This window comes from Leclercia sp. GHBNCSD (genome assembly GCF_055805075.1).
In genome coordinates, this window is the sequence record NZ_JBQVYO010000001.1 from 137,892 (window position 1) to 164,112 (window position 26,221).

Here is a 26,221-nt window from a genome sequence, read left to right on the forward strand (position 1 = left end):
GAAAAACACGCATTGAACCTCACAGTCGTTGTCTTTTTAACACGTATTCAGGGGGTTATGATGGAAAAGAATAATGAAGTCATCCAGACCCATCCGCTTGTAGGCTGGGATATCAGCACTGTAGATAGCTACGACGCACTGATGCTGCGTTTGCACTACCAGACTCCAAATCATCCTGACACTGAAGAAGCGGAAGTTGGGCAGACGTTGTGGTTAACCACAGATGTCGCACGCCAGTTTATTTCTATTTTAGAAGCCGGTATTGCAAAAATAGAATCCAGTGACTACCAGGAAAATGAGTACCGGCGACACTAGCGTCACGACACTTTTTCACCCAACAGGCACCTCACGGTGCCTCGTTTATTTCTCCCTTGTATAACCCTGCCTTCTTAATTACCCTGCTAACCAACGAAACGCGTAAAGAGAGCCTCATGAAATACGATCTTATTATTATTGGCAGCGGATCTGTCGGTGCGGCGGCAGGCTATTACGCAACGCGAGCCGGTCAGAACGTACTGATGATCGATGCCCATATGCCACCCCACACCGAAGGGAGCCACCACGGTGATACCCGTCTGATGCGCCACGCTTACGGCGAAGGTGAACGCTATGTGCCGCTGGTGTTACGGGCGCAGGCGCTGTGGGATGAACTGGTGCAAATCAGCGGTGAGCCGGTCTTTGAACGCACGGGGGTAGTCAATCTTGGGCCCTCCGACTCGCCATTTCTGGCGACCGTTGAACAGAGCGCCCGCCAGTTCAGCCTCAATCTTGAACGACTGGACGCGGCAGCGATCATGAAGCGCTGGCCTGAGATCAACGTCCCGGCGGACTATATCGGCCTGTATGAATCCGGGTCGGGCGTACTGCGCAGCGAACTGGCGATTAAAACCTGGATTGCGCTGGCCAAAGAGGCCGGTTGCGCCCAATTGTTTAACTGCCCGGTGAGCGCCATTACCCATCATGAGGACGGCGTCACCGTTGATACCCCGGAAGGCCCCTACAGCGCAAGCCGCCTGCTGGTAAGCGCCGGCACCTGGGTTTCACGTCTGGTTCCCGGCCTGCCGGTGCAGCCGGTACGCAAAGTTTTCTCCTGGTTCCAGGCTGACGGGCGCTACAGCCATCAGAATCACTTCCCTGCCTTTACCGGCGAACTGCCTGACGGCGACCAGTTTTACGGCTTCCCGTCCGAAAAAGATGCCCTGAAGATCGGCAAACATAACGGCGGGCAGGTGATTAACTCGCCGGAAGAGCGTAAGCCGTTTGGCGCGTATCCTGGAGATGGCTCTGAAGCATTCAAATTCCTGCGCAATGTACTGCCGGGTATCGGCGGCCTGTTACACGGTGCAGCCTGTACCTATGACAACACGCCGGACGAAGATTTCATCATCGATACCCTGCCGGGTCATGATAATACGCTGCTGATCACCGGCCTGAGCGGGCACGGGTTCAAGTTTGCCAGCGTGCTGGGTGAAATTGCCGCGCAATTCTCTCAGAATATCGCGCCGCCGTTTGATCTCACGCCTTTCTCCCTGTCTCGCTTTAGCCGATAATGGTGTCAGGCTTCGGGTTTCCGAAGCCTTTCATGCATCTTTTTACCGGTTTTCTCATGCGTCGTATCGTTAACTATCTGGTCAATAATATTCGCGAGCACCTGATGCTCTATATTTTGCTGTGGTCGCTGTTAGCAGTCCTCGATATTCTTTACATTGTATTTTTCTGATGAGATTCATTGACAAAAACTGACATTTCTTAAAATAACTATAATTTCCCCATAAATTATTTGAACATCATAAAAATGTCACAACCCGCCAAAAATCAGCCGCTCCGGCAAATCATTAACAGCGCCATTGACTATCATTTCTAATATTCATTCAAAATAATCGAACAAATAAAATTAATATTGAATATGTGTAAATATCATTTGCATTAATGTTTTGCTCACGCCATTTTTAGCGCTTGCGAATTAATAATGGTGCTCAAAATGCAGGTGCGAAATTCCCCCACACGCTATGGCGTTATTTCCATGAGTCTGCACTGGCTGATGGCGATTGCGGTTTACGGCATGTTTGGTCTTGGCCTCTGGATGGTGACCCTGAGCTATTACGATGGCTGGTATCACCAGGCACCGGAGCTGCACAAAAGCATCGGCTTTATGCTGATGCTGGCGCTGGTGGTGCGGCTGCTGTGGCGCCATATCTCCCCTGTTCCGCCGGCGCTGAAAAGCCAGACTCGCTTTACACGTATTAGCGCTGCCGCCGCCCATATCGCCCTGTACGCCTTGCTTTTCGCCATCCTGATCAGCGGCTATTTGATCTCCACCGCTGACGGAAAACCTATCAGTGTCTTCGGCCTGTTTGACGTCCCCGCCCTGCTGGCCGATGCCGGCCCCCAGGCCGATCTGGCTGGATCCGTGCATTTATGGCTGGCCTGGGGCGTAGTTATTCTCTCCGTATTACATGGACTTGCCGCCATGAAACATCACTTTATCGACAAAGACGCCACCCTGACACGTATGTTGGGCAAAGCGTCCCCTGACTCTGGAGCATAAAATGAAGAAAAGCCTGCTGGGATTAACCTTAGCGTCTCTGCTGTTCACAACCGGCGCCGCCGTGGCAGCGGACTACAAAATTGATAAACAAGGCCAGCACGCCTTTGTGAACTTCCGTATTCAGCATCTGGGGTACAGCTGGCTGTACGGCACATTCAAGGATTTCGATGGCTCATTTACCTTTGATGAGAGCAATCCGGCGAATGATAAAGTCAATGTCACCCTGAACACCAACAGCCTCGATACTAACCACGCCGAGCGCGACAAGCATCTGCGCAGCGCAGACTTCCTCAACGTGGCGAAATACCCGCAGGCGACCTTTACCTCGACCGAGGTGAAAAAGGATGGTGACGGGCTGGATATTACCGGCAACCTGACGCTGAACGGCGTAACGAAACCGGTTAAGCTGGATGCAAAACTGATTGGTCAGGGTGACGATCCGTGGGGCGGGAAACGCGCCGGGTTTGAGGCATCAGGTAAAATTCACCTGAAAGACTTCAACATCACTACCGATCTGGGCCCGGCGTCACAGGACGTAGAGCTGATCATTTCGGTAGAAGGGGTTCAGCAGAAATAATACCCTCGCCCGGTCACGCGACCGGGCAAGGTTTCAGGGTCACTCCGGGTCAGGAATGCCCAGGCGGGTATTCAGACGCCCCCGCGACTTATTAAAGATCTTATTGCCATTTTCGCGCCCGGCACGGCGGCGGCGCTGCTCCTCTTCAGGCAACATGCTCTCTTCGCTACACAGCTCGCTGCAGCAGCCGTTAAACTTCTCAGCGCAGGCCGGACACTGAATAAACAGCAGATGACAACCGTCATTTTTGCAGTTGGTATGGGTGTCGCAGGCGGTGCCGCACTGATGACAGTGGGCAATCACATCATCAGAGATGCGCTCACCCATGCGCTCGTCAAAGACGAAGTTCTTGCCGATAAAGCGCACTGGTAGCCCCTGCTCGCGGGCGCGACGGGCATACTCGATGATCCCGCCTTCGATATGCCACACCTTGTTAAAGCCGTTGTGCTTCATCCAGGCGCTGGCTTTTTCGCAGCGGATCCCGCCGGTGCAGTACATGACAATTTTTTTGTCCTTATGCTCCTGCATCATCTCAACGGCTTTTGGCAGCTGCTCACGGAAAGTATCTGCCGGGATTTCCAGTGCGTTTTCGAAATGGCCCACTTCATATTCATAGTGGTTACGCATATCGATAAACACGGCGTCAGGATCGTCCAGCATGGCGTTCACTTCTGACGCTTTCAGGTAATCGCCCACGTCGCTGGCATCAAAGGTCGGGTCATCAATGCCGTCCGCCACAATGCGCTCCCGCACCTTCATGCGCAGCACCCAGAAGGATTTACCATCATCGTCCAGCGCAATATTCAGGCGCAGGCCGTCCAGAGCCGGATCGAAGCCATAGAGGAAGCTGCGCAGCTCATCGAGCCTGCTTTCAGGCACGCTGATCTGAGCATTGATGCCCTCATGGGCCAGATAGATACGGCCAAAGACGTTCAGCGCGGTTAACGCCTTGTACAGCGCGTCGCGGGTAGCCTGCGGGTTAACGATGGTGAAATATTTATAGAACGAGATCGTCGTGCGCGGCTCGGTTTCAGCCAACATGCGCGCTTTCAGCTCTTCGTTCGAAATGAGGTTGTGTAACACTGGCATGGTGTACGGTTCCTGCAATCGTATGAGAATGAAAATCGGTCGGCATCATATAGCAAACATTGGGAATTTACATCCCTTCATTTTGCGCTACATTTCTCACGTTAAAATGCCGAGGGTATAACATTTGCTCTATTCATGACCATTCCATAGCGATGCATTTTGGTTATCAATGGAAAAATGCGACACTACGCCAACAGGACGTATCACAAACAGGAACGACATGACTCAACTCCCTAAATTTTCCATTGCGCTTCTACATCCTCGTTACTGGCTGACCTGGGCTGGCATCGGTTTATTATGGTTACTGGTGCAGCTGCCCTACCCGCTGATCTACCGTCTTGGCTGCGGTCTGGGTCGACTGGCGATGCGCTTTATGTCCCGCCGCGCCCGCATTGCCCGCCGTAATCTGGAACTCTGTTTCCCGGAGATGAGCGAGCACGAGCGCGACACCATGGTAGTGAAAAATTTTGAATCCGTTGGCATGGGGCTGATGGAGACCGGAATGGCCTGGTTCTGGTCCAATAAGCGTATGGCGCGCTGGACGGAAGTGACCGGCACCGGCATGGATCCGGTGCACAATCTGCAGGCCAATAAAACTGGCGTTCTGCTGATCGGCGTCCATTTTCTGACGCTGGAGATCGGCGCGCGGATGTTTGGCATGCAGGCGCCCGGTATTGGCGTCTATCGCCCGAACGACAACCCGGTGATCGACTGGCTGCAGACCTGGGGGCGGATGCGCTCCAACAAGAGCATGATCGACCGTAAAGATCTCAAGGGGATGATCCGCGCCCTGAAATCCGGGGAGGTGATCTGGTACGCGCCAGATCATGACTACGGCCCAACCGCCAGCGTCTTTGTGCCCTTCTTTGCGGTCGACGAGGCAGCTACCACCACCGGCACATGGACGCTGGCCCGTCTGTCGAACGCGGCGATTGTTCCTTTTGTGCCGCGTCGCAAACCTGACGGCAAGGGCTACGAGCTGATGATGCTGGAACCGGAGTGCTCCCCGCCGTTGGATGATGCCAGAACCACTGCCGCGTGGATGAATGAGGTGGTGGAAAAGTGCATTCTGCTGGCGCCCGAACAGTACATGTGGCTACATCGCCGCTTTAAAACCCGTCCGGAAGGTGTCCCTTCCCGCTATTAATCCTCCCCTGCGGCCTCCGGGCCGCACTGCTCTTTAAGCTTATAATGCTCTCCGTCATTGCAGCAACCATCACCCAGGCGCATAATTAGCAGGCTTATTACCTTCTTTTATAAATGATGCCGTCGCGCATCATAACGCGGATAGCTATGTCTCCCTCAGAAACGCCAATAAACTGGAAGCGGAACCTTATGGTTGCCTGGCTGGGCTGCTTTCTCACGGGCGCCGCTTTTAGCCTGGTGATGCCTTTTCTGCCGCTCTACGTAGAACAACTCGGCGTCAGCGGCCACAGCGCGCTCAATATGTGGTCCGGGCTAGTATTCAGCATCACGTTTCTCTTCTCCGCTATCGCCTCCCCTTTCTGGGGCGGGCTGGCCGACCGCAAAGGGCGCAAGATTATGCTGCTGCGTTCGGCGTTGGGAATGGCCATCATCATGCTGCTGATGGGGCTGGCGCAAAACATCTGGCAGTTTCTGGTATTGCGCGCGCTACTGGGTCTGCTGGGCGGCTTTGTGCCTAATGCCAACGCGCTTATCGCCACGCAGATCCCCCGCCATAAAAGCGGCTGGGCGCTGGGAACACTCTCTACTGGTGCGGTAAGCGGCGCCCTGCTTGGCCCACTGGCCGGGGGATTAATGGCGGACAGCTACGGTTTGCGGCCAGTATTTTTTATCACCGCGGGGGTACTGTTTGCCTGCTTCCTGGTGACCTTATTCTGCATCCGGGAAAATTTTACCCCGGTGCCGAAAAAAGAGATGTTGCATGCCCGCGAGGTCTTTGCCTCCCTTAAAAATCCTCGCCTGGTCATCAGCCTGTTTGTCACCACCATGATTATTCAGGTCGCTACCGGCTCCATTGCGCCGATCCTGACGCTCTACGTGCGCGACCTGGCCGGGCATGTGGGCAATATCGCCTTTATCAGCGGCATGATTGCCTCGGTGCCCGGCGTGGCCGCCCTGATCAGCGCCCCGCGACTAGGGAAACTGGGCGATCGGATTGGTCCGGAAAGGATCCTGATCGTCGCGCTGGTGATCTCCGTGCTGCTCCTCATCCCGATGTCATTTGTGCAATCCCCGTGGCAGCTGGGCGTTTTGCGCTTTTTACTCGGGGCGGCCGATGGTGCCCTGCTGCCTGCGGTGCAGACCCTGCTGGTCTATAACTCTACCAATCAGATTGCCGGACGTATCTTCAGCTATAACCAGTCGTTCCGCGATATCGGCAACGTCACCGGCCCTCTTCTGGGGGCCGGTATTGCCGCCAGCTACGGTTTTCGCGCGGTATTTATCGTCACCGCCTGCGTGGTGCTATTCAACGCGATCTATTCGTGGTTCAGTCTGTCCCGTGCCGTGCGCCGACCCAGGGCTATCCCGGAATCAGATAAGGTCTCTGCCGCCGATTAAGACCGCTGCGTGAAGGCTTTTGCCGCTTTCATACTTGCAATTATGGAGAATCAGCTATTCTTTCCCTGAACACCACGTCAATTCACAGGGAGACGCCGATGACTATGTTTGCCACTTTAGAGGAAGCGATTGATGCCGCGCGCGAAGAGTTTCTCGCCGATAATCCCGGCATTGAGGAAGAAGACGCGAATATTGAGCAACTCAATATCCAGAAATATGTCATGCAGGATGGGGACATTATGTGGCAGGCCGAATTTTTTGCCGATGACGGCGAAGACGGCGAGTGCCTGCCCGTACTGAGCGGCGAAGCGGCTCAGGCGGTGTTTGATGGCGATTATGACGAGATTGAGCTGCGTCAGGAGTGGCTGGAAGAGAACACCCTGCATGAATGGGATGAGGGTGAATTCCAGCTTGAGCCGCCGCTGGATACCGAAGAGGGACAAACCGCAGCGGATGAGTGGGACGAACGTTAATTATTCATAGGGCCCGTGCTGAGCGTCGATGGGCAGCAGTAGCGTATCGAAGACCAGGGAGAACGGCAGATCGAGTATCGTCAGGTAGCGCCATGCGGAGTCACGGACATCCCATTGCACGCCCGGGTAATATTGATTGCCGTGTCCTTGACCTGGGATCGTCCGGCTAATGATACTGCCGCAGCCGCTCAGTAATAGCGCCATTGTGATGACGATGAAAAATCTCATCCAGTACCTCAAAAGATAAAAATACCGGCTCCAGGGCCGGTATTTATTTGCCTGGCGGCGCTGCGCTTGCACGGGCCTACAGATTTTGTAGGCCGGGTAAGCGTAGCGCCTTCCGACACATCACTTCGCTTTCAATGCCTGCGGATTCAGCTTCAGCGTCTGGTAATAGTTCACCCACGAAGAGTATTTCTCCGGGGCGGCCCAGACACGATGATGCATCCGCGCCATGGTGACAGGATCGCTTAGCAGCACCAGACGACGGTCGCGGTTCAGCTTCTCTGGCGTCTCGTTCAGCGCCTGCTCAACGTGACGATCGCGGGCGATCTCCAGCACACGGCTGGCACGGTGACGGGCAGTCGCCATAGCGATGGCCAGGGCGTTGAATGACGGGTTAAACACCGCATGCATAAACCCATCTTCCAGCGAACGACTGCGGTTGAGCTCCAGATACTTGTCTGTATCAACCAGCACCTGCGGCGGTGAATACTCTTCCGGGATCAGGAACAGCTTCCAGCGTTTGGTGCGCAGACCCACCGTCGAACGGCTTGAAATCACCGACACAAACGGGGAGAGGATCAGCGAGAAGACAATCGGCGCCAGCCAGAACAGGAAGCGCAAGTCCAGCCACGCCATGCCCACCGCCCAGACCAGACCGAGCAGCATCTGCGAACCGTGACGCATAAACGCTTCGCTCCACGGCGTAGAGTCATCGTCACGCTGCGGCGAGTTCCAGACCACTTCCCAGCCGAGGAAGGCGCTGACCACGAAGACGGTGTGGAACAACATACGCACCGGCGCCAGCAGCACGGAGAATAAGACCTCCAGCAGCAGGGAGAGCGTCACGCGGAAGAAACCACCGTACTCCTTCGAACCCTTGCACCAGATGAGCACAATACTCAGCAGCTTCGGCAGGAAGAGCAGCACCATCGTCGAGGCAAAGAGCGCTATCGCCAGCTCAGGGCGCCACTGCGGCCAGACCGGGAACAGCTGGCGCGGCTGCAGGAAGTACTGCGGCTCGGTCAGGGCGTGTACCACCTGCAGGGCAGTCGACAGGGCCAGGAACATAAACCACAGCGGCGCGGAGAGGTAGGACATTACGCCGGTCAGGAAGACGGCGCGGTGTACCGGATGCATCCCTTTCACGAGGAACAGACGGAAGTTCATCAGGTTCCCGTGACACCAGCGGCGGTCACGCTTCAGTTCATCCAGCAGGTTTGGCGGCAGCTCTTCATAGGAGCCCGGCAGGTCATAGGCGATCCACACCCCCCAACCAGCACGACGCATCAGCGCAGCTTCCACGAAGTCATGGGACAGGATCGAGCCCGCGAACGAGCCTTCACCCGGCAGCGGCGCCAGCGCACAGTGCTCAATGAACGGCTTCACGCGGATGATGGCGTTATGCCCCCAGTAGTGCGACTCACCCAACTGCCAGAAGTGCAGACCGGCAGTAAACAGCGGCCCGTAGACGCGGGTCGCAAACTGCTGGCAACGCGCGTAGAGCGTATCCATGCCCGACGCTTTCGGCGAAGACTGAATGATCCCGGCATTCGGGTTCGCTTCCATCAGGCGCACAAGGCCCGTCAGACACTCACCGGTCATCACCGAGTCGGCATCCAGCACCACCATATAGCTGTACTGACTGCCCCAGCGACGGCAGAAGTCATCGATGTTACCGCTTTTACGCTTCACGCGACGACGACGACGGCGGTAGAAGATCTGCCCTTCGCCCTGCACTTCGGCAATAAGCTCCATCCACGCTTTCTGTTCTGCCACGCAGATGTCCGGGTTGTAGCTGTCACTCAGGATGTAAACGTCGAAGTGTTCGGCGTTACCGGTAGCTTTCACCGACTCCCAGGTGGCGCGCAGGCCGGCAAAAACGCGATCCACATCTTCGTTACAGATAGGCATGATAAGCGCGGTACGGTGTTCAGGATTGAGGGGTTCATCCCCCACCGTAGAGTGTGAAATACTGTACTTATCCCGGCCTATCAGCAGCTGCAGGAAGCCCATCAGCGCGGTCCAGAAACCGGCCGATACCCAGCAGAAGAGGATGGCGAACAGCAGCAGGATGCCGCTTTGCAGAATATAAGGCAGCAGTTGCATAAACGAGACCAGCAGATCCTGGTCGAACATATCGGCCGGATTGATCAGCGCCCAGCCCTGGTAGGGAAGAATCGTCTTCATGTACCAGGTGGCGACGACGGTCTGCGCGATGGTCAACAGCAGCAGGATGTAGCGGCGAATACTGCCAACGGTACGCCATTTTTCCTCGCTGGCCTGCTGCTCTTTAGAGAGGCGAGAGAGATAGCGCGGATTGGTGTCGCGGCCGCGCAGGCGATCCCAGAAACGGCCCACCGGGTTGGTGCGCCAGGGATCCGGGAACATGGAGGAGCGCGTCGCTTTCGGCATCGCCTCAAGCTGGGTGCGCCCTTCGTCATCGCGGATCAGCTGGCCTTCAGCCAGTGAATCGGGCCAGGCCTGTTCGAGACGGCTTTTAACCGAGCCCAGCGGGGTATCATCTTCACGCGTGAACGGATGATGATCGGCATCCAGCGCGGTGTGAACCGCGCTGATGTCACCCTTCGGCAGTGCCGCCTTCTCGATATCGGTCAGCGGCATGGCATCGATATACTCAGTTATCTTATTCATTGGCAGGTAGCTGATAGCTCCAGGTTTCACTCAACGGCTGATCGGCGTTGACCAGGGCGGCACGCATCTCAGTCGGCTGTTTCGCGTCTTTCACTTTAATGCGCAGGGTTAAACGCCAGCCTTTGGTGACCGGGTTATACCGCACGCTATTCTCAACGATCTCACCATTGTCACCAATGCTCGCCTGAGCGGTGACCGGGGTTTCCGGTGCCAGGCTCTTCATATCCTGGCCGGTGAAATCAACGACAAACGCGATGGTGCCATCAGGCTGGCGAATCAGATTGGACTGTTTCACATCCCCTGTTGAGCGGCGGGTTTGCAGAACATACGCGTTGTCCGGCGCATGCAGCTTGTCTTCATCGCGGCTCATGGTGATGCTGTAGTTGAAGTTCATCTCTTTACCGGCTTCCGGCAGCTGGTCCGGCGTCCAGTACGCGACGATGTTGTCGTTGGTTTCGTCGTTGGTTGGGATCTCTACCAGCTCCACTTTGCCTTTGCCCCACTCGCCTTTCGGAGTGATCCAGGCGCTTGGGCGCAGATCGTAACGATCGTCCAGATCTTCAAAGCGGGAGAACTGACGGCCACGCTGGAGCAAGCCAAACCCCTGCGGGTTCTCCATGCTGAAGCTGCTTACCGCCAGGTGTTTCGGGTTGTTCAGCGGACGCCAGATCCACTCCCCGTTGCCAGCAAGGATCGACAGACCGTTAGAGTCGTGCAGTTCCGGGCGGAAATTGGTGGCAGGAGAAGGCTGGTTTGGCCCGAACAGGAACATACTGGTCAGCGGAGCAACGCCCAGTTTGCCGACTTTATCGCGCAGATAGACTTTAGACTGCACGTCGACCACCGTATCGCGGCCAGGAATAATGACAAAGCGATAGGCGCCCGTTGCGCGCGGGGAATCCAGCAGCGCATAGATGGTCAGGCGTTTGTCGGTTGGTTTTGGACGTTCGATCCAGAACTCGCGAAAGCGTGGGAACTCTTCCCCGGAAGGCAGCGCGGTATCAATCGCCAGACCGCGTGCAGAGAGGCCATAAACCTGGCCGCCGCCAATCACACGGAAATAGCTTGCCCCCAACATGCTGACAATTTCGTCGTTTTTATCTTTACTGTTGATGGGATAAAGCACTTTGAAGCCCGCGAAGCCTAAATCTTTCACGGTGTCTTTATCGTGTTGCACATTGCCGAAATTAAAGTAGTCCGGGCTGTACTTGATTTTGCGTACCGCGTTAGCGGTCACTTCATTAATGGTGACAGGCGTGTCGAAGTACATCCCCTGATGATAAAACTCGAGCTTGAACAGGGTTTTAATTTTATTCCAGTAAGCTTTATCGTGATTAAACTGGATCTGCTGATAGTCCGCATATTTCATGTCGCGGAAAACGGAGGGTAAGTTACTTTTTGGCGCTTCGTACCCTTTACTGGCCATCGATTTTGCCTGTTTTGCGACATCGTCGATGGTAAAGGCCAGGGCCGATGAGGTATACAGAGACAACAGGACTGCTGCTCCTAACCAACGCATTTTCATCATTTGTGGTTTATGTTTCATAATAAGTAAGCACTTCCCCCTTTGTGTGCTTATATCGATCCGATCCATTTTAATGGAAAATCAGGCATTCCGACAACATAATCACCGCTTTGTTCAGCGTGCTGGCTCATGGTTTAAGCAAGTGAAAGTAACCCGTTTTCACTTTGCGTGCTTATCCTGGAGACAGTGTGTCAGACTTCGTGTAGGGTTGGCACCGAATGTAAACACTATTGGTCTTAGGGATAAGACGAAAAGTCTGAGAATGCGCAACGTTATATGAGTACCGTACCCGCACAACGCGAATATTTCCTTGATTCCATCCGGGCATGGCTCATGCTGCTGGGGATCCCTTTTCACATTTCCTTGATTTATTCGAGCCACGTCTGGCACGTCAATAGTGCGGAGTCGTCGTGGTGGCTGACGCTGTTTAACGATTTTATCCACTCCTTCCGGATGCAGGTCTTTTTCGTTATTTCGGGCTACTTCTCTTACATGCTTTTTTTGCGCTACCCGCTTAAACGCTGGTGGAAAGTGCGCGTGGAGCGCGTCGGTATTCCGATGCTTACCGCCATCCCCCTGCTGACGCTGCCGCAATTCATCATGCTGCAACATGTCAAAGGCAAAGCGGATAGCTGGCACACCCTGTCGCTGTACGATAAATACAACACCCTCGCCTGGGAACTGGTCTCTCATCTGTGGTTCCTGCTGGTGCTGGTGGTGATGACCACGGTCAGCCTGTGGCTCTTCAGCCGCATGCGCCAGCATCTCAGCGCCCGGTCGGACGCCTTTTTTGGCGATATCACCTGGGGCAAGCTGTCGGTGCTGTTTTTAATCCTGGGTATCGTCTATGCCGCGCTGCGCCGCACGCTTTTACTCGTCTGGTCACCGATCCTCAGCGACGGCCTGTTTAATTTTGTGGTAATGCAGACCCTCTTCTACCTGCCCTTCTTCCTGATTGGCGCCCTGGCGTTTGTGCATCCGAAGCTGAAAGCGCTGTTTACCACGCCGTCACGCGGCTGCGCCCTCGGGGCGTTGTTGGCATTTATCGCGTATCTGCTCAACCAGCGTTATGGCAGCGGCGATGCCTGGATGTATGAAACCGAAAGCGTGATCACCATGCTGCTGGGGCTGTGGATGGTAAATGTGGTCTTTGCGCTGGGACACCGCCTGCTGAACTTTAAATCGGCGCGCGTCACCTATTTCGTCAACGCCTCGCTGTTCATTTATCTGGTGCACCATCCGTTAACGCTATTCTTTGGCGCCTACATTACGCCGCATATCAGCTCAAATCTGCTTGGCTTTATCTGTGGGCTGGTGTTTGTGGTAGGCATTGCCATTGCGCTATACGAAATTCATCTGCGTATTCCGCTGCTGCGCTTTCTCTTTTCCGGCAAACCGGCCGCCAAAGCGGAAAAATCACCGCAGGTCACCAGCTAAGCCGTTGCGCGCCGGTCGCTGAACCGGCGCGTCATTACAGCAACCACTCTACCGGCAGCCAGTAGGCCAGACGCACCAGCATCCGCTGCCAGAAGCGGGTTTTGGGCTCCTTTTTATGCACGATCTCCTTCCCGTCCTTACGCTCAATCCAGTTCAGACGGCCCATTTTATCCAGCCGGAGTTGCCAGGCTTCATGGCGCTGGCTGCGCACGAACCGGGTATGGATCATCCTTGCCAGCTTCTCGCTTTCAATGACAAAGCCCATCTCGGTATTGAGCATGGTTGAACGGGGATCAAAATTAAGTGAACCGATAAACACTTTCTCGCCGTCGACGCTGAACGTCTTGGCATGCAGGCTGGAGCCGGAGTTCCCGGTGATCCCGCGATCGTGCGCCGGCGGTACGCCATCCTGAATGGGCTTTAGTTCATAAAGCTCGATGCCGTGGCGCAACAGCTTTTTTCGCCAGCGGGCATAACCGGCATGCACAACGGAGACGTCGTTCGCTGCCAGCGAATTGGTGAGGATGGCGACTTTCACCCCTTTGCGCACCATCTGTAGCAGCAGCGCCACCCCTGCACGGGTCGGAACAAAATAAGCGGAGATGATATCGATTTGCTGCACTGGCGAGCCCATCACCCCCATCAGGCGCTGCGGCAGCAGCGAGTGCCGTTTTGCCCGCCCCTGCCCTTTACGCGGATCGTCACTGAGTAGCCGGGTTTTGGCCCAAATCAGCGGCAAATTGCCCGCTTCCAGATTGGTAATAAAGTCGCTGGACTGTAATTTATCCAGATATCGGCGGGTGATGTCGTCGCGATACCACTCTTCGGGGGGATGAATTTTATCTTCAATTTCCGCCTCGGAAAGCTCCAGCACCTGCTGGAGCGTGGAGACCGAGGCGCAGTTCCAGTAGCGCTCAAAATCGTTGGCCACATCCTGCACCACCGGGCCAGTCGCCATCACGTCCAGATCGGAAAAGAGCGGCTCTTCACCTGCGCCAAAATAGGCATCACCGATGTTTCGCCCACCGATAATGGTGACCTCGCCGTCCACGGTGAAACTCTTGTTGTGCATCCGGCGATTGAGACGGGCGAAATCGGTGAGATAGCCCAGCGCGCGCAGGGAGCGGAACGAAAAGGGATTGAACAGCCGGACATCAAAGTTAGGATGCGCGTCCAGCAGGCGCAGGATGCTGTCCAGCCCCTGGGTATTGTTGTCGTCGAGCAACAGGCGCACGCGGACGCCGCGCATGGCGGCGGACAATAAGACGGAAAACAACAGGCGTCCAGACATGTCGTCTTCCCAGATGTAGTACTGCACATCCAGCGTCTTTTCCGCCATCTCCGCCAGCCGGTAGCGGCAGGCGAAGGCGTCAAGACTGTTATCAAGAGGGAGAAGCCCACAAAGGCCAGGATGTGAAGAGCTGACCGGTGCAATCGCGCGTCCCAGTCGCGTGTTATGCGTCGGTTTCCTGTCCTCGTTGGGTAAGCAGTCGCTTGTATAGTCGGGCATTTTCTTCATCATAGCAGACAAAGTATACCCGCTCCGGCAGAGGCTTGAGGGTGAGATAATCCGAAACCGTGTTAACGGCGATTTCAGCCGCCGCCGCGCGGGGATAGCCATAAACGCCAGTACTGATTGCCGGGAAGGCGAGAGTCTGATAACCGTTGGCCGCCGCCAGGTTCAGGCTGTTGCGGTAGGCCTCTTCCAGGATCCGCGCTTCATGATGCTCGCCCCCATGCCAGACGGGGCCAACGGTGTGGATCACCGCTTTGGCGGGCAGGTTTCCGGCAAGCGTAATCACCGCCTGCCCCGGGGCGCACTCGCCCTGCTGCTGGCGAACCAGCTTACACGCCTCCAGCAGGGCGGGTCCTGCCGCCCGATGAATAGCCCCGTCCACGCCACCACCGCCCATTAATGAAGGATTGGCTGCGTTAACGACCACATCCACATGCAGCGTGGTGATATCACCATGAAAGACTTCAATTCGGGAGTACATAATCAACCTCTGCATACCGTTTTTTCTTAAGTGTATCGCAGAGGTTGGGTTGTGGAAGTCCGGTTGACAGAAAACGGCCCTGCCTCAGCGGTAATCAACCTGCACGATGGCGAGCGATTTTTCCGGGTTGATGTACTTCATGCTGACAGTGGCGAGATCTGCGGCATTCACCCTGCCGTCAAGCGCCTCTTTATAGCTGACCTGTTGAACAGACATTCTATTATTTTGCGGACAGGAGACGGTTAAGGCGCGCGCATCAGGGGTGATGTTACAAGGCTCTTCGACAATCCGGCCGATAAAATGGATAACATTGGCCGTGCAGACTGGCGTAAGCGTAACCGCAGCAACAAAGGCTGCGGCCAGGGTGATATGGGACGAAACCATCATTGTAATCCTCATTGATATCGTCCCTGACGCTTAAACAACGCCCCTCATGAAGGGCTGTCGACTGGCATCGGCGACACCAGCAACATGAGAATAACAATGGAATAACATCCGCGCTACTTTAATTAATATATTGATTTCATGAATATTTTGAACATCAGGCTTTCGACGGAGGCCACTGTTGCGACAGATGCAACGACTTACCATCCGAGACCGTCACAATGACGTTTATCTTGTCATTGGGTCCGGAGTTCAGGGTCATACGGGAAAGGTTGACCGTTTTATTTGCCGGTAATGAGACGGTGTTTTGTTGACGCGAGGTGCTCTGACCGCCAGGGCCACTGCGCGAGGTGAGGATTTGCACCTGGCATAAACACGGTTCTGTGACGGTCACCTGAGGAATAATGGTCACGTTCTCACCTTCGGTGGTGGTCTGAAAGGTAATCTGACTGGTCAGCGCGGCAAGTAATAAAAGTGTATTCATCATCTTCTCCCCAAAAAAAAACAGGGCCTCAGCCCTGTTTTTTCGACGTACAGCGGCAGTATTAGTGCTGACCAGCAGTCACGGTGTTGCCGAAGCCAACCTGAGTGATGTTAGCAGACGCGCCGTTCATAGTTTGACGAAGATCGACTTCGTTACGACCACCAGACTGGCTTACAGTTGCAGAGAGGTTACGGCCACTCCACTGGCTGATGGTTGCGTCGTTACCCTGGCCACGCTGGGTCAGGCTGATTTCGCTGCTGTCAGCACCCTGAGACAGATCGGCATCGTTACCGAAGCCATTCTGACGAACGGTGATTTCAGAGCCACGGGCATCGCTTTGCAAAGCGTCCACATTGTTACGGCCACCATATTGATAAACGGTCAGCGATTCTGGGCTGACGTTGTTATTTCCATTACCACCATGGTTATTACCCCACTGTGGAACAGAACCAGCCATAGCACTGCCAGAAACCACGATTGCTGCAATTACTACCACTTTTAAAAGTTTCATTGTAAAGCCCCCATCGGATTGATTAATTATCGCTCAATAGCTAGCGTTGGATTACGCGAATTGCCATTTGCGACTGTCTCTGTACTACAACTGCCGTTTTTTGCGTACCGTACTGCGTAATATTCGCTTTATTACCAGAACCTTTCTGAATAATCACTGCGGTATTACCATATGCACCTTGATTAATACTCGCATTGTTCGAGTTCCCTTTTTGATCAATATAGGCAAGGTTATAACTCCCTGATTGATCAATGTTCGCCCGATTATTTCCGCCCTCCTGAGAAACGACAGACAACAATTTCTGGCCGTGTTGTTGAACGTTAGCGTTATTATTTACGCCAGCTTGTCCAATGATTGCAGCCTGGTTATATGAGGATTTACTCAGCTCATTAACCGCAAAATTGTATTCTGCCGAAGCTAAATCAGTCGCTGCGAAAACAAATCCAGGTGCACCCAGTAATGTCAACATCAATAACAACTTGTTCTTCATGTTATCACCCTGGACCTGGTGGTATAATAACTGCGTTAACAAGAGCAAATATTTTGTTAACCCGGCGTTACGATGAAGAGTATGTCTGCCGAAACAATTTTAATATCTCACCCGCCAGTTGTATTTTTATTCTTTCGTTCACCCCAAAGTATTAATTAAAATTAAATACCGTGGCGATACAACGATTTTACAGAGGGTCAGCAAGGACCATTTTCACTTTGCAGAAATGGAAAACCGCAAATGCGTGGATTTGCCGTTTCGCTGGTCCAGAAGAGAGAAAACGGAATATATCCATGATTGCGTGACAAAGTCCGTGATTTCTTAAGGCGTTTACACATTGTAAAAATAGGCTTAGCGTTTTGCCCTGGCTCATACCTTATCGCTAATAGCCTAAAATTTATATGACCTATAAAAATCAATAACTTAATACAATTTGTATGACTTTTAAAATGTGTGCACCAATATCTTAATGTACAACTTTTTGATGATTTCTAATCAATTCATGAACTCATTTTTTACAAAGTAATATTGATTTTTACATCCTGTTACACGTTTAACACTTGCTTTAAAAAACGTTAAAGCTAGATTGAAAACAGAAGTTCGGCATTGCGAATTAATTTTCCCTTCTCTCTAAGGGATATGGTCTTTCTTCTACACACAGCAGTGCAACATCTGTCAGTACTTCTGGTGCCCCCAATAATATATTGGGGGCAACTGCCAGGTGTTTCATAAAAAGGGGTTTCATCATGTTTAATGAAGTCCATAGCTTGCATGGTCAGAGTTTATTGTTAGTGACCAAACCTTCTTTACAAGCGACAGCTTTACTACAGCATTTAAAGCATAGTTTAACGTTGAGCGGAAAATTGCATAGCATTCAACGCTCTTTCGATGACATTGCGCCTGGCAGCATTATTCTTTTCGATATGATGGAAGCGGATAAAAAACTTATCCAATACTGGCAAGATATTTTAAGCAGGAAAAACAACAATATCCGTGTGTTGTTGTTAAATACGCCCGAAGAATACCCCTTCAGGGATATTGAAAGTTGGCCACATATCAATGGCGTCTTTTACGTCAATGAGGATGAAACCCGCGTGGTTGAAGGCTTGCAGGGGGTTCTGCGTGGTGAATGTTACTTTTCACAGAAACTTGCCAGCTACCTCATAACGCACTCCGGAAATTATCGCTATAACAGTTCAGAGTCCGCTTTGCTGACCCACCGCGAAAAAGAGATTCTGAATAAATTACGTATCGGTGCTTCAAATAATGAAATCGCCCGTTCGTTATTTATCAGCGAAAATACGGTTAAGACTCATCTTTACAATCTTTTCAAGAAGATAGCTGTCAAAAACCGGACTCAGGCGGTTTCATGGGCAAATGATAACCTCAGGCGTTAACCCTATGAAACGCACAGTGAGTTGGATTGCCGCAGCAGGCTTATGGCTTGCTGCCGGGAATCTTCATGCGGTTGAAGTAGAGATCCCGGGATTGTTAACTGACCACACCGTCTCCGCAGTCGGCCATGCTTTTTATCGCGGCTTCAGCGACAAATGGGAAAGTGATTATCCCGGTAACTTAACTATCAGTGAACGGCCCAGCGCACGTTGGGGAAGCTGGATCACCATAACGGTTAATCAGGACGTTATTTTCCAGACCTTTTTATACCCCACGAAAACTGACCTGGATAAAAATGTGGTCTTTGCTCTGGCTCAAACCGAAGAGGCATTAAATCGCCTGCAGATCGATAAAGCTCTGCTGGGTACGGGCGATTTAGCACCAGACGAATTTTAATTCGGAGGCATCCATGCGTGTTGTCCATGCAGTTGTAGCTTTAATGCTTATTCCATCTCTGAGTTGGGCCGGAAATATGACCTTCCAGTTCCGCAACCCGAACTTTGGTGGAAACCCTAATAACGGTTCTTTTCTTTTAAACTCGGCCCAGGCACAAAACTCTTATACGGATCCAAATTCTGACGACTTCGGGTTTGAAACCCCGAGCGCGCTGGATAACTTTACCCAGGCAATCCAGGCCCAGGTTCTGGGCGGGCTGCTGACCAATATTAACACCGGCAAACCCGGCCGTATGGTGACCAGCGACTTTATAGTCGACATCGCTAATGCGGACGGACAAATGCAGCTGAACGTGACAGACCGCAAAACGGGGAAAACGTCCACCATTCAGGTTGCTGGCTTGCAAAGCGGTTCTACCGACTTTTAAATAATGTCGAGATAAGGATAATAATCATGCAGCGCTTTCTCCTCCTTGTTGCAGTGTGCTTATTGAGCGGCTGTTTAACTGCTCCTCCGAAAGAAGCAGCGAAACCGACATTAATGCCTCGCGCCCAGAGCTATCGTGATTTAACCAAATTGCCATTGCCAACGGGTAAGATCTACGTGTCGGTTTATAATATTCAGGATGAAACCGGGCAGTTTAAACCGTATCCGGCAAGTAACTTCTCAACGGCTGTACCGCAAAGCGCCACCGCCATGCTGGTCACTGCGTTAAAAGATTCTCGCTGGTTTATTCCTCTGGAACGTCAGGGGCTGCAAAACCTGCTCAACGAACGTAAGATCATTCGTGCTGCGCAGGATAACGGTACCGTGGCAATGAACAACCGTATTCCGTTGCATTCGCTCACGGCGGCGAACGTGATGGTTGAAGGTTCGATTATCGGCTACGAAAGTAACGTGAAATCGGGCGGTGTGGGGGCCCGGTATTTCGGTATTGGCGGCGATACGCAGTACCAGCTTGACCAGATTGCGGTGAACCTGCGTGTGGTCAACGTCAGTACCGGCGAAATTTTGTCGTCCGTGACCACCAGCAAAACCATTCTCTCGTATGAAGTGCAGGCCGGGGTGTTCCGTTTCATCGACTACCAGCGTCTGCTGGAGGGCGAAATCGGTTATACCTCTAACGAGCCGGTCATGCTCTGCCTGATGTCTGCTATCGAAACCGGGGTGATCTTCCTGATTAACGACGGTATCGATCGCGGATTGTGGGACCTGCAAAACAAAAATGAAGTGAAAAACGATATTCTGGTGAAATACCGCGAGATGTCGACGCCGCCAGAATCCTGACAGAAAGCGCATTAAAAAGGCGAGACCCTGGTCTCGCCTTTTTTATTCGCTCAACGCCGTGACGTTTCGCGTTTTCTCCCTGCGCGCCGCCAGCCACAGGCCGCTGTTTTTCATGGCGTAGCCAAACACCAGTCCCAGCGCCAGCGAAGGCACCACCAGCCGCCACTCCCCCTGCCCTGCAAAAGTGGCGCAGGCGCCCATAAAGGTGCCGGGCACAAACGAGAGCAGCAGATGTTTCGCCTGGATACACATCAAAAACGCCACCACGCCGGTCATAACGTAGCCAACGATTTCCAGATGGGGTGCCAGCGCGCTGCCGTGGATGATAATCATCGCCCACGCCACGCCGCTCATCAGCGTACAGGCCGAGATAAACAGCCCCTTCACGCCCCCCTGCGGGCAGGCGAAATAGGCCGTGCAGCCAAGGAAGCCCGCCCAACTGAGGAGTCCGAGAGAGACGGCAACCCAGCCCCATAAACCGGAGAGGATGCCTGTCGTGATTGCGATAGAAAGTAGAATGTTCATGGCGCGCATCTTAACAGATACGCGGCCATGAAATGAGATCAGGAACACATAATATGCAGATTGAGATTTGCTGTTACATACAGATAGTGATCTAAATCACTCTTCATTCTCTTCCTGTAGCTCATCCCACATCGCGGCAATGGCATCGCGAGTCAGTGGGGCCATGGTACGCCAGAAGGACGAGGTGGCGTGCGCTTCAACCTTCCCGAGGAACGTCCCGCACCAGGGCAGGATATACTCCCCGAAGAGGGTTTCCAGCGCCTCGTTTTCATCTTCCGCCGCATGATCTTCAATCCACGACGCCGCCAGCAGCAGCGTGCCGAGATGGTCGGCTGGGGTATCGGTCAACGGCATCCCGCGTTCAGAGAGAAATGCGCGTACTTCGGCTTCGGTAGCGCCTTCTTCCCAGGCAGAGCGATACGGCGGCACGCGGCACTCCTCGCCAACAAACAGCGCATTGTAGTCGGCGGCGACCTGCTGCATGTCGCAGCTGTTTTGCAGACGCAGCAACAATTCATCCTGCTCAAGCGGCCAATTCTGGGCCAGCTTGCCTTCGCGGATCAAGGTAAACAGCGGCACCAGCAGCGGATCCTGCGGCTGGCGATAATAGAGAGAACCCAGTACGCGACAGAGGATGGAAAACTCATTCATTTATTTAGTCCATTACACAGTTAAAAATCAGCAAATTCATTGATTGGCGCCATGCCACGCGACGCCAGGAAATCGAGTAGCCGGCGCGGGGAGACGTTCAGGATGCGATCTTCCGGGAAGTCCACCGCGTCGAGGATTTTGCGGCATTCGCTAAAATCGCCCAGCGTGAAGGCGGTATGGGAATCGGAGCCCAGCGCCACATAGCCACCCGCCTCCTTCACCGCAGCTGCCACTGCCCGGCAGTTTGCTTCGCTCCCTTTACGGGAGTGAATAAAGGAGGAGTTGTTGATCTCCAGCGCCACGCGATGCTCCGCCGCCGCCTGCGCGACCGCCTGGATATCAATCGGGTATTTCGGGTTCCCCGGATGGCTGATGATATGTACGTTACCGCTGGCGATAGTGGCGATCATCGCCTCGGTATGGGAGGCTTGATCCTGAGGTGCGAAAACCGGCTCATGGAAACCAGCGAGGATCAGATCCAGAGAGGTGAGCATCGGGCCGGTACAGTCAATGTCGCCCTGGGTATTTTTGATGTTGGCCTCTATGCCGCGCAGGATCCCGACGCCATCCACCACCCGCGGCCAGATGCGCATGTTCACAAAGTGCCAGTAGTGCGGCGCATCCGCCATATCCGGACCATGATCGGTGATCGCAAAGAGCTTAATGTTTTTTTGTTTTGCCTGGGCGATGTAGTCATGAAGGTTGCTGTAGGCGTGGGTACTGGCGACGGTGTGCATATGCAGGTCAACGGGGTACATCGTTCTCTCCTCTCGTGTTTCCCAAAGGATAGCAGTTATCACGGGCGTTTATCAGCAAAAACCCGGCAATCGCCGGGTATAACTCAGTAACCGCGCTGTCTGTCGACCTGCCCGGTAACCTGTTCGCCCTTCTCCAGCTGCGAGATGGTGCGGGCGATATAGTCGATGGCTTCTGCCGGACGCGTCACCGCCGCAATGTGGGGCGTCATGGCCACGCGCGGGTGCGCCCACAGGGGATTGTCCGCCGGTAACGGCTCTTTGCTGTAGACATCCAGCATCGCGCCTTTCAGCTTGCCGCTCTCCAGCACCGCCAGCAGATCGGCTTCCACCACGTGTACGCCACGCGCCAGGTTCATCAGGTAGCTGTTGTCCGCCAGCTGGTTGATGAGCGCCTTATTAATGATCCCAACCGTCTCAGCCGTATTCGGCAGCAGGTTAATCAGCACCCGCGTGCCGTCTAAAAACTGCGGTAACTCTTCCTTCCCGGCAAAGCTGGTGACGCCAGGGTAGTGCTTGCGGGTGCGGCTCCAGCAGCGCAGCGGGAAGCCCCACGGTGCCAGCGCTTCGGCCACTTTCGATCCCAACACCCCGGCCCCGAGGATCCCGATAGTAAAATCTTCGCGCTGATAGTCGGCCAGCGGCTCCCAGCGGGCCTGCTGTTTCAGCGCCTGATAATCGTCAAAGCGGCGGAACCAGTGCAGCACCTGGCTGACCGCATACTCCTGCATCTGCTGGCCCATGCCGGTATCTTCCAGGCGAAACAGGGGGATCGACTCCGCCAGCATTTCCGGGTGCGCCTTGAGCTTGCTGAGGATAGAGTCCACCCCTGCCCCAAGGGCAAACACCGCTTTCAGGTTTCGCCCCTGCAGCATCTCAACCGGTGGGTGCCACACCAGCGCATAATCTGCGGGTTCGTTATCGCCGCGCTTCCACTCCCGAACCCGGGCGCCTGGCAGCGCCGCCGAAAGTGTTTTTATCCAGTAAGCGTTATCAAATGTTGGGTGATAAAAAATAATATCCATTGCGATTGCCTTCTGTTGCGCTGTTTTATGTTCATTATCAACTGGATTGCAGCATAACAAATTTTGCGAGTGCGGTCGTTGCTGATAAAAAAGGCACTTTCAGCGCAATTAAAAATCATGTTGGCTGAAGTTTGTCTGAACGCGCTAATTTACTGAAAAAGTTGATTGACGTAAGTCAGGCTTTTCCTTACATTAGCGCCCGTCCCAGCAACAACGGGATGACAATATGGTGAGGTGTCCGAGTGGCTGAAGGAGCACGCCTGGAAAGTGTGTATACGGCAACGTATCGGGGGTTCGAATCCCCCCCTCACCGCCATATTCGAGATAAGAGCTCGTACGAAAGTACGGGCTTTTTTCTTTTATATTCTCCGCTGGGGGGATGAGAACCCTCGACCGGGGTTCGACAACTGGCGACAGCCAGTACATGTCGGGTGGCGCTACGCTTACCCGACCTACGAAACCCAAATCCAGCCTCGATTCCGTAGGCCTGATAAGCGCAGCGCCATCAGGCATTTTGCCTTAATGCAATACCGCGCGCTCTGGAAGCGTCGGGTGGCGCCAGGCTTACCCGACCTACGAAACCCAAACCCGGCCTCACTCCTCCACCATCCGCGCATACTCCCCGGTCAAAAAATCCACCAGCGTCCTGACTGACGGCAACAGCCCGCGCCGGGAGGGATAGACCGCATGGATCACTTCCCGGCGTGGCTCCCACTCTTCCAGCACTTTTATTAATGTCCCGGACGCCAGTTGCTCTTTGACCATCAAAATGGGTAACTGCACCAGCCCCACGCCCGCTATCGCCGCCTCCCGCAGCGCCAGCATATCGGTGGTCATCAGGCGCGGCTGAAAATGGATCTCCGCTTTTGCCCCCTCCGGCCCGCTTAGCGCCCACTTATGAACCTGTCTCCCCTCCCCCAGACTCAGGCCCGGCCAGGCGCTGAGCTCCGATGGCGTGGCCGGCACACCCAGACGCTGGATCAACTGCGGACTCGCCACCAGGCAGTGCCCTCTGTCGGCAAGCACCCGCAACACCAGATCGCTGTCATCAAATGGGCGAGGACGCACACGGATGGCGATATCAACACCCTCCGCCACCAGATCCACCCGCCGGTTGGTCGCCTCAAGCTGCAGATTAATACCGGGGTAATGCGCCATAAACTTAGCCAGCATCGGCCCGACGTGGACGTGCAGCAGCGTGACCGGACAGGTGATCCGCACCAGGCCACGCGGTTCCGCCTGCAAGGCCGCGACCGCCTCCTCCGCTGCCTCGGCTTCTATCAGCATCGCCTTGCAGTGTTGATAGAAGGTCTGCCCCACTTCAGTAACCGTAAACTGCCGCGTTGTCCGCTGGATCAGACGTACCCCAAGCCGTGCCTCCAGTTGGGCAATCCGTCGGCTGAGCCGGGATTTTGGCAGATCGAGCGCCCGCCCGGCTGCCGCGAAACCGCCGTACTCGACCACTTTGACAAACCACGCGAAATCATTGAGATCCTGCATAACGTCCTCATCGTTCCATAAATGGAACAGTGCATGTCATTTTCACTATCTACCGGAATATTAACCCTGAATATAAGCTAATTACATCAACAGAACATCAGGAGAAACCGATGAAAAACGTAACAGGCATTTATACCGCACCCCGGCCGCACTGGGTTGGCGACGGTTTTCCGGTGCGTTCGATGTTTTCATACCAGACCCATGGTGAGCCACTGAGCCCATTTTTACTGCTGGATTACGCCGGGCCTTACTCGTTCCCGGCGGATGGCGCGAAACGCGGCGTGGGCCATCACCCGCACCGCGGCTTTGAAACGGTGACCATCGTCTATTCCGGCGAAGTTGAACACCGCGATTCCACCGGTAAAGGCGGCGTGATTGGCCCGGGTGACGTGCAGTGGATGACCGCAGGCTCCGGCATTTTACATGAGGAGTTCCACTCCAGGGCCTTTGCGCAAAACGGAGGGGAACTAAAAATGTTGCAGCTGTGGGTCAACCTGCCCGCGAAGGACAAGATGACGGCGCCGGGCTATCAGAGCATCACAAAACGTCAGATCCCGGTGGTGACGCTACCTGACGACGGCGGATCGCTACGGGTGATCGCCGGACGCTACGAGGAGACCACCGGTCCGGCGCACAGTTACTCCCCGCTGAACGTCTGGGACATCGCCCTGCATCAGGGTAGCCATCTTACGCTCAGCCAACCTGAGGGCTGGAGCACCGCGCTGGTGGTGCTGGAGGGCAGCGTGACGGTGAACGGCGTCGCACAGGCAGGTGAAGCCCAGCTGGTGGTACTGAGCCAGCAAGGGGAGAAGCTGCATCTGGAAGCCAGCAGCGATGCCAAAGTGCTGCTGATGGCCGGGGAGCCGCTGAATGAACCCATCGTCGGCTACGGCCCGTTTGTGATGAACAGTAAAAGCGAAATCGCCGAAGCCGTTCGCGATTTCAATTCCGGCCGCTTCGGCCAGATCTGAAGGTAATAAAGGAGAGAATCATGTCTACCCCTGCTAACTTTAACGGCGCCCGTCCGGCCATTGATGTCGATGATGCGGTGATGTTGCTTATCGATCACCAGAGCGGCCTGTTCCAGACCGTGGGTGATATGCCGATGCCGGAACTGCGTGCCCGCGCCGCGGCGCTGGCAAAAATCGCTACTCTTGCGAATATCCCGGTGATCACCACTGCCTCCGTACCGCAAGGGCCAAACGGGCCGCTGATCCCGGAGATCCACGCCAATGCACCCCATGCGCAGTACGTGGCGCGTAAGGGTGAGATTAACGCCTGGGATAATCCGGACTTCGTCGCTGCTGTGAAGGCGACCGGGCGCAAGACGCTGATTATCGCCGGTACCATTACCAGCGTCTGCATGGCCTTCCCGTCGATCAGCGCGGTGGCCGACGGCTATAAGGTGTTTGCGGTGATCGATGCGTCAGGCACTTACAGCAAAATGGCGCAGGAGATTACCCTGGCGCGTATCGTCCAGGCTGGCGTCGTACCGATGGATACCGCCGCCGTCGCCTCGGAGATCCAGCGCACCTGGAATCGTGAAGATGCATCGCAGTGGGCAGAAGTCTATACCCATATCTTCCCGGCTTATCAGCTGCTGATTGAAAGCTACGGTAAAGCGCAAGAGGTCGTAAAGAACGGGGAAGCACTCGATTCACAGCGCTAATCGCCCGCTCCACGGCCTGAAAACCGTGGAGCTGCTTATTGCTTAACCGAACGCGCAGTAAAGCAGAAAATCTGCTTGACCG

The 26,221-nt window shown here is 54.3% G+C and carries 30 protein-coding genes and 1 tRNA gene; 16 read left to right on the forward strand and 15 right to left on the reverse strand.

Translation table 11 applies throughout. The features are described from left to right. Nucleotides 1–60: 60 nt before the first annotated feature. The 5 genes from bssS to ACT3IC_RS00795 all read left to right on the forward strand — a co-directional run bounded on the left by bssS (nucleotide 61) and on the right by ACT3IC_RS00795 (nucleotide 3,125). Nucleotides 61–315: a biofilm formation regulator BssS gene (bssS, locus tag ACT3IC_RS00775; protein ID WP_103179063.1), complete on the forward strand. Its 255-nt coding sequence runs from the start codon at nucleotides 61–63 to the stop codon at nucleotides 313–315. A gap of 116 nt (nucleotides 316–431) precedes the next feature. Continuing rightward, on the forward strand, nucleotides 432–1,550 hold the full coding sequence (gene solA / locus ACT3IC_RS00780; protein ID WP_103181066.1) for an N-methyl-L-tryptophan oxidase: 1,119 nt from the start codon (nucleotides 432–434) through the stop codon (nucleotides 1,548–1,550). 56 nt (nucleotides 1,551–1,606) lie between these two features. Then, a complete protein-coding gene (locus tag ACT3IC_RS00785; protein WP_103181065.1) occupies nucleotides 1,607–1,720 on the forward strand; it encodes a YceO family protein in 114 nt (37 codons plus the stop codon). A 261-nt stretch (nucleotides 1,721–1,981) separates the two neighbouring features. Further along, nucleotides 1,982–2,548 carry a cytochrome b gene (locus ACT3IC_RS00790; protein ID WP_103179062.1) on the forward strand — a complete coding sequence of 189 codons (567 nt, stop codon included), beginning with the start codon at nucleotides 1,982–1,984 and terminating at the stop codon, nucleotides 2,546–2,548. Nucleotide 2,549: 1 nt separating this feature from the next. After that, complete coding sequence (locus tag ACT3IC_RS00795) at nucleotides 2,550–3,125, forward strand: YceI family protein (RefSeq protein WP_103179061.1); 576 nt, start codon at nucleotides 2,550–2,552, stop codon at nucleotides 3,123–3,125. A gap of 39 nt (nucleotides 3,126–3,164) precedes the next feature. Here the strand turns inward: ACT3IC_RS00795 and trhO are convergent, their stop codons facing one another. After that, nucleotides 3,165–4,214, reverse strand: a complete 1,050-nt coding sequence (trhO, locus tag ACT3IC_RS00800; RefSeq protein ID WP_156654270.1) for an oxygen-dependent tRNA uridine(34) hydroxylase TrhO — start codon at nucleotides 4,212–4,214, stop codon at nucleotides 3,165–3,167. Nucleotides 4,215–4,434: 220 nt separating this feature from the next. Here trhO and ACT3IC_RS00805 point away from each other — a divergent pair, with 220 nt between their 5' ends. From ACT3IC_RS00805 to ACT3IC_RS00815, 3 genes are all read left to right on the forward strand, one after another. Next, nucleotides 4,435–5,361 carry a Kdo(2)-lipid IV(A) acyltransferase gene (locus ACT3IC_RS00805; RefSeq protein WP_103179059.1) on the forward strand — a complete coding sequence of 309 codons (927 nt, stop codon included), beginning with the start codon at nucleotides 4,435–4,437 and terminating at the stop codon, nucleotides 5,359–5,361. A gap of 146 nt (nucleotides 5,362–5,507) precedes the next feature. Beyond that, nucleotides 5,508–6,758 carry a multidrug efflux MFS transporter MdtG gene (gene mdtG / locus ACT3IC_RS00810; protein ID WP_103179058.1) on the forward strand — a complete coding sequence of 417 codons (1,251 nt, stop codon included), beginning with the start codon at nucleotides 5,508–5,510 and terminating at the stop codon, nucleotides 6,756–6,758. Nucleotides 6,759–6,856: 98 nt separating this feature from the next. Then, nucleotides 6,857–7,231 carry a MysB family protein gene (locus tag ACT3IC_RS00815; protein WP_103179057.1) on the forward strand — a complete coding sequence of 125 codons (375 nt, stop codon included), beginning with the start codon at nucleotides 6,857–6,859 and terminating at the stop codon, nucleotides 7,229–7,231. On the opposite strand, the gene ACT3IC_RS00820 is transcribed toward ACT3IC_RS00815, so the two are convergent. From ACT3IC_RS00820 to mdoG, 3 genes are all read right to left on the reverse strand, one after another. Beyond that, nucleotides 7,232–7,459, reverse strand: coding sequence for a YceK/YidQ family lipoprotein (locus ACT3IC_RS00820; protein ID WP_103179056.1), 228 nt, complete (start codon nucleotides 7,457–7,459; stop codon nucleotides 7,232–7,234). It lies immediately after the preceding gene. A gap of 120 nt (nucleotides 7,460–7,579) precedes the next feature. Beyond that, nucleotides 7,580–10,108: a glucans biosynthesis glucosyltransferase MdoH gene (mdoH, locus tag ACT3IC_RS00825; protein WP_103179055.1), complete on the reverse strand. Its 2,529-nt coding sequence runs from the start codon at nucleotides 10,106–10,108 to the stop codon at nucleotides 7,580–7,582. Then, nucleotides 10,101–11,636 (reverse strand): glucans biosynthesis protein MdoG, encoded by a 1,536-nt coding sequence (gene mdoG, locus ACT3IC_RS00830; RefSeq protein ID WP_473475793.1) that lies wholly within the window; start codon nucleotides 11,634–11,636, stop codon nucleotides 10,101–10,103. Before mdoG ends, mdoH begins: the two co-directional genes overlap by 8 nt. Before the next feature lie 273 nt (nucleotides 11,637–11,909). Between mdoG and mdoC the strand changes: the two genes are divergently transcribed. Beyond that, nucleotides 11,910–13,070 carry a glucans biosynthesis protein MdoC gene (mdoC, locus tag ACT3IC_RS00835; RefSeq protein ID WP_156654268.1) on the forward strand — a complete coding sequence of 387 codons (1,161 nt, stop codon included), beginning with the start codon at nucleotides 11,910–11,912 and terminating at the stop codon, nucleotides 13,068–13,070. Between the two features lie 34 nt (nucleotides 13,071–13,104). Here the strand turns inward: mdoC and ACT3IC_RS00840 are convergent, their stop codons facing one another. The 6 genes from ACT3IC_RS00840 to csgB all read right to left on the reverse strand — a co-directional run bounded on the left by ACT3IC_RS00840 (nucleotide 13,105) and on the right by csgB (nucleotide 16,936). Then, nucleotides 13,105–14,589 (reverse strand): phospholipase D family protein, encoded by a 1,485-nt coding sequence (locus tag ACT3IC_RS00840; protein WP_201304722.1) that lies wholly within the window; start codon nucleotides 14,587–14,589, stop codon nucleotides 13,105–13,107. Beyond that, entirely contained in the window at nucleotides 14,525–15,067 is a 543-nt protein-coding gene (gene ymdB, locus ACT3IC_RS00845; protein ID WP_103823683.1) for an O-acetyl-ADP-ribose deacetylase, read from the reverse strand. Before ymdB ends, ACT3IC_RS00840 begins: the two co-directional genes overlap by 65 nt. 84 nt (nucleotides 15,068–15,151) lie before the next feature. After that, nucleotides 15,152–15,454: a type 1 fimbrial protein gene (locus tag ACT3IC_RS00850; RefSeq protein WP_233210502.1), complete on the reverse strand. Its 303-nt coding sequence runs from the start codon at nucleotides 15,452–15,454 to the stop codon at nucleotides 15,152–15,154. Between the two features lie 154 nt (nucleotides 15,455–15,608). Continuing rightward, a complete protein-coding gene (gene csgC, locus ACT3IC_RS00855; RefSeq protein ID WP_103179049.1) occupies nucleotides 15,609–15,935 on the reverse strand; it encodes a curli assembly chaperone CsgC in 327 nt (108 codons plus the stop codon). Between the two features lie 61 nt (nucleotides 15,936–15,996). Further along, nucleotides 15,997–16,446 (reverse strand): curli major subunit CsgA, encoded by a 450-nt coding sequence (csgA, locus tag ACT3IC_RS00860; protein WP_473475798.1) that lies wholly within the window; start codon nucleotides 16,444–16,446, stop codon nucleotides 15,997–15,999. A 40-nt stretch (nucleotides 16,447–16,486) separates the two neighbouring features. Beyond that, a complete protein-coding gene (gene csgB, locus ACT3IC_RS00865; protein ID WP_103179047.1) occupies nucleotides 16,487–16,936 on the reverse strand; it encodes a curli minor subunit CsgB in 450 nt (149 codons plus the stop codon). A 746-nt stretch (nucleotides 16,937–17,682) separates the two neighbouring features. Here csgB and csgD point away from each other — a divergent pair. From csgD to csgG, 4 genes are read left to right on the forward strand one after another with little or no spacing between them, the layout of a single operon-like run. Further along, on the forward strand, nucleotides 17,683–18,333 hold the full coding sequence (csgD, locus tag ACT3IC_RS00870) for a biofilm master transcriptional regulator CsgD (RefSeq protein WP_103179046.1): 651 nt from the start codon (nucleotides 17,683–17,685) through the stop codon (nucleotides 18,331–18,333). Between the two features lie 4 nt (nucleotides 18,334–18,337). Next, nucleotides 18,338–18,727: a curli production assembly/transport protein CsgE gene (gene csgE / locus ACT3IC_RS00875; RefSeq protein WP_103179045.1), complete on the forward strand. Its 390-nt coding sequence runs from the start codon at nucleotides 18,338–18,340 to the stop codon at nucleotides 18,725–18,727. Nucleotides 18,728–18,740: 13 nt separating this feature from the next. Then, the gene (gene csgF / locus ACT3IC_RS00880) at nucleotides 18,741–19,154 is read left to right on the forward strand and encodes a curli production assembly/transport protein CsgF (protein WP_103179044.1); all 414 of its coding nucleotides are present in this window, start codon (nucleotides 18,741–18,743) and stop codon (nucleotides 19,152–19,154) included. A 26-nt stretch (nucleotides 19,155–19,180) separates the two neighbouring features. Then, on the forward strand, nucleotides 19,181–20,014 hold the full coding sequence (csgG, locus tag ACT3IC_RS00885) for a curli production assembly/transport protein CsgG (protein WP_039032323.1): 834 nt from the start codon (nucleotides 19,181–19,183) through the stop codon (nucleotides 20,012–20,014). A 42-nt stretch (nucleotides 20,015–20,056) separates the two neighbouring features. Here the strand turns inward: csgG and ACT3IC_RS00890 are convergent, their stop codons facing one another. The 4 genes from ACT3IC_RS00890 to ghrA form a co-directional block, all read right to left on the reverse strand. After that, a complete protein-coding gene (locus ACT3IC_RS00890; RefSeq protein WP_201304715.1) occupies nucleotides 20,057–20,539 on the reverse strand; it encodes a DUF1097 domain-containing protein in 483 nt (160 codons plus the stop codon). 96 nt (nucleotides 20,540–20,635) lie between these two features. Next, nucleotides 20,636–21,190 (reverse strand): TorD/DmsD family molecular chaperone, encoded by a 555-nt coding sequence (locus ACT3IC_RS00895; RefSeq protein WP_159339155.1) that lies wholly within the window; start codon nucleotides 21,188–21,190, stop codon nucleotides 20,636–20,638. A 20-nt stretch (nucleotides 21,191–21,210) separates the two neighbouring features. After that, nucleotides 21,211–21,948 (reverse strand): phosphatase, encoded by a 738-nt coding sequence (locus ACT3IC_RS00900; RefSeq protein WP_159339156.1) that lies wholly within the window; start codon nucleotides 21,946–21,948, stop codon nucleotides 21,211–21,213. An 83-nt stretch (nucleotides 21,949–22,031) separates the two neighbouring features. Further along, nucleotides 22,032–22,970, reverse strand: coding sequence for a glyoxylate/hydroxypyruvate reductase GhrA (ghrA, locus tag ACT3IC_RS00905; RefSeq protein ID WP_473475805.1), 939 nt, complete (start codon nucleotides 22,968–22,970; stop codon nucleotides 22,032–22,034). 228 nt (nucleotides 22,971–23,198) lie between these two features. Here ghrA and ACT3IC_RS00910 point away from each other — a divergent pair. Beyond that, nucleotides 23,199–23,286, forward strand: a tRNA-Ser gene (locus ACT3IC_RS00910). A 278-nt stretch (nucleotides 23,287–23,564) separates the two neighbouring features. Here ACT3IC_RS00910 and ACT3IC_RS00915 read toward each other — a convergent pair. After that, the gene (locus tag ACT3IC_RS00915; RefSeq protein ID WP_103179039.1) at nucleotides 23,565–24,470 is read right to left on the reverse strand and encodes a LysR family transcriptional regulator; all 906 of its coding nucleotides are present in this window, start codon (nucleotides 24,468–24,470) and stop codon (nucleotides 23,565–23,567) included. Between the two features lie 110 nt (nucleotides 24,471–24,580). Between ACT3IC_RS00915 and ACT3IC_RS00920 the strand changes: the two genes are divergently transcribed. Further along, nucleotides 24,581–25,441, forward strand: a complete 861-nt coding sequence (locus tag ACT3IC_RS00920) for a pirin family protein (RefSeq protein WP_103179038.1) — start codon at nucleotides 24,581–24,583, stop codon at nucleotides 25,439–25,441. A 20-nt stretch (nucleotides 25,442–25,461) separates the two neighbouring features. Continuing rightward, nucleotides 25,462–26,139, forward strand: coding sequence for an isochorismatase family protein (locus ACT3IC_RS00925; RefSeq protein ID WP_103179037.1), 678 nt, complete (start codon nucleotides 25,462–25,464; stop codon nucleotides 26,137–26,139). Nucleotides 26,140–26,221 lie beyond the last annotated feature (82 nt).

Bases quoted from the DNA above. Each gene is read 5' to 3' on its own strand.
- bssS (WP_103179063.1), top strand. From the start codon at position 61: ATGGAAAAGAATAATGAAGTCATCCAGACCCATCCGCTTGTAGGCTGG.
- solA (WP_103181066.1), top strand. From the start codon at position 432: ATGAAATACGATCTTATTATTATTGGCAGCGGATCTGTCGGTGCGGCG.
- ACT3IC_RS00785 (WP_103181065.1), top strand. From the start codon at position 1,607: ATGCGTCGTATCGTTAACTATCTGGTCAATAATATTCGCGAGCACCTG.
- ACT3IC_RS00790 (WP_103179062.1), top strand. From the start codon at position 1,982: ATGCAGGTGCGAAATTCCCCCACACGCTATGGCGTTATTTCCATGAGT.
- ACT3IC_RS00795 (WP_103179061.1), top strand. From the start codon at position 2,550: ATGAAGAAAAGCCTGCTGGGATTAACCTTAGCGTCTCTGCTGTTCACA.
- trhO (WP_156654270.1), bottom strand. From the start codon at position 4,214: ATGCCAGTGTTACACAACCTCATTTCGAACGAAGAGCTGAAAGCGCGC.
- ACT3IC_RS00805 (WP_103179059.1), top strand. From the start codon at position 4,435: ATGACTCAACTCCCTAAATTTTCCATTGCGCTTCTACATCCTCGTTAC.
- mdtG (WP_103179058.1), top strand. From the start codon at position 5,508: ATGTCTCCCTCAGAAACGCCAATAAACTGGAAGCGGAACCTTATGGTT.
- ACT3IC_RS00815 (WP_103179057.1), top strand. From the start codon at position 6,857: ATGACTATGTTTGCCACTTTAGAGGAAGCGATTGATGCCGCGCGCGAA.
- ACT3IC_RS00820 (WP_103179056.1), bottom strand. From the start codon at position 7,459: ATGAGATTTTTCATCGTCATCACAATGGCGCTATTACTGAGCGGCTGC.
- mdoH (WP_103179055.1), bottom strand. From the start codon at position 10,108: ATGAATAAGATAACTGAGTATATCGATGCCATGCCGCTGACCGATATC.
- mdoG (WP_473475793.1), bottom strand. From the start codon at position 11,636: ATGATGAAAATGCGTTGGTTAGGAGCAGCAGTCCTGTTGTCTCTGTAT.
- mdoC (WP_156654268.1), top strand. From the start codon at position 11,910: ATGAGTACCGTACCCGCACAACGCGAATATTTCCTTGATTCCATCCGG.
- ACT3IC_RS00840 (WP_201304722.1), bottom strand. From the start codon at position 14,589: ATGAAGAAAATGCCCGACTATACAAGCGACTGCTTACCCAACGAGGAC.
- ymdB (WP_103823683.1), bottom strand. From the start codon at position 15,067: ATGTACTCCCGAATTGAAGTCTTTCATGGTGATATCACCACGCTGCAT.
- ACT3IC_RS00850 (WP_233210502.1), bottom strand. From the start codon at position 15,454: ATGATGGTTTCGTCCCATATCACCCTGGCCGCAGCCTTTGTTGCTGCG.
- csgC (WP_103179049.1), bottom strand. From the start codon at position 15,935: ATGAATACACTTTTATTACTTGCCGCGCTGACCAGTCAGATTACCTTT.
- csgA (WP_473475798.1), bottom strand. From the start codon at position 16,446: ATGAAACTTTTAAAAGTGGTAGTAATTGCAGCAATCGTGGTTTCTGGC.
- csgB (WP_103179047.1), bottom strand. From the start codon at position 16,936: ATGAAGAACAAGTTGTTATTGATGTTGACATTACTGGGTGCACCTGGA.
- csgD (WP_103179046.1), top strand. From the start codon at position 17,683: ATGTTTAATGAAGTCCATAGCTTGCATGGTCAGAGTTTATTGTTAGTG.
- csgE (WP_103179045.1), top strand. From the start codon at position 18,338: ATGAAACGCACAGTGAGTTGGATTGCCGCAGCAGGCTTATGGCTTGCT.
- csgF (WP_103179044.1), top strand. From the start codon at position 18,741: ATGCGTGTTGTCCATGCAGTTGTAGCTTTAATGCTTATTCCATCTCTG.
- csgG (WP_039032323.1), top strand. From the start codon at position 19,181: ATGCAGCGCTTTCTCCTCCTTGTTGCAGTGTGCTTATTGAGCGGCTGT.
- ACT3IC_RS00890 (WP_201304715.1), bottom strand. From the start codon at position 20,539: ATGAACATTCTACTTTCTATCGCAATCACGACAGGCATCCTCTCCGGT.
- ACT3IC_RS00895 (WP_159339155.1), bottom strand. From the start codon at position 21,190: ATGAATGAGTTTTCCATCCTCTGTCGCGTACTGGGTTCTCTCTATTAT.
- ACT3IC_RS00900 (WP_159339156.1), bottom strand. From the start codon at position 21,948: ATGTACCCCGTTGACCTGCATATGCACACCGTCGCCAGTACCCACGCC.
- ghrA (WP_473475805.1), bottom strand. From the start codon at position 22,970: ATGGATATTATTTTTTATCACCCAACATTTGATAACGCTTACTGGATA.
- ACT3IC_RS00915 (WP_103179039.1), bottom strand. From the start codon at position 24,470: ATGCAGGATCTCAATGATTTCGCGTGGTTTGTCAAAGTGGTCGAGTAC.
- ACT3IC_RS00920 (WP_103179038.1), top strand. From the start codon at position 24,581: ATGAAAAACGTAACAGGCATTTATACCGCACCCCGGCCGCACTGGGTT.
- ACT3IC_RS00925 (WP_103179037.1), top strand. From the start codon at position 25,462: ATGTCTACCCCTGCTAACTTTAACGGCGCCCGTCCGGCCATTGATGTC.